2 protein-coding genes are annotated in these 610 nt (G+C 42.0%); both read right to left on the bottom strand.

Annotated features, from left to right (window positions below):
• Positions 1–222, bottom strand: a 222-nt coding sequence (locus GMD1S_RS10755; RefSeq protein ID WP_000820633.1) for a 7-cyano-7-deazaguanine synthase, incomplete at its 3' end; no start/stop codon positions are given.
• A gap of 202 nt (positions 223–424) precedes the next feature.
• The coding region (locus GMD1S_RS10750) for a thioredoxin family protein (RefSeq protein ID WP_000352829.1) at positions 425–610 on the bottom strand (186 nt) is incomplete at its 5' end.

Raw genomic sequence — 610 nt, 5'->3', positions numbered from 1 at the left:
GGCATTTTCAGTGATTTGTCCCAGCAGAGACATATCTAAGATGTGATGACGAATGCCTTGTTCCTTAGCGATTTCTCTAGCAACTTGAATTTCGAGATGATGGCGTTGGCCGTAGGCAAAGGTGACGGCTTCGACTGTTTTATAGTGTTCTTTAGCCCAAAAGAGGCAGGTTGTGGAATCTTGACCGCCGCTAAAGACGACCAAGGCTGAATGACGTTTCATAGTACTCCTTCTAAAATGGGAAATGTTCAGAGCACGCAAAAAGCTCCCTTGAGGGGAGCTAAAAAATACCAAGTAGAGGTTTTTTTTAGCGATGGCATGTCCCAAACATCGTAATATTCTACCTACAGTCTAGCATATTTTTTGAAAAATGGCAAAGGGTAAGAAAAAAGAGACCAAATGAAGTACATGGTCTCTCGTGTGATTAGCTCAATTCAGCAACGATGGCCTTGATTTGTTCTGCTGTGTGAACACCTGCAACTTGTTTCACCACTTGGCCGTCTTTTTTGAAGAGAAGGGTTGGGATAGACATGATTCCAAAAGCACGAGCTGTATTTGGATTTTCATCAACGTCCATTTTAACGATTTTCAAGACATCTTCTGAAAGTTC

The organism is Streptococcus sp. GMD1S (genome assembly GCF_000296875.1).
Classification (GTDB): domain Bacteria; phylum Bacillota; class Bacilli; order Lactobacillales; family Streptococcaceae; genus Streptococcus.
This window is presented reverse-complemented; position numbering and strand designations above follow the sequence as displayed.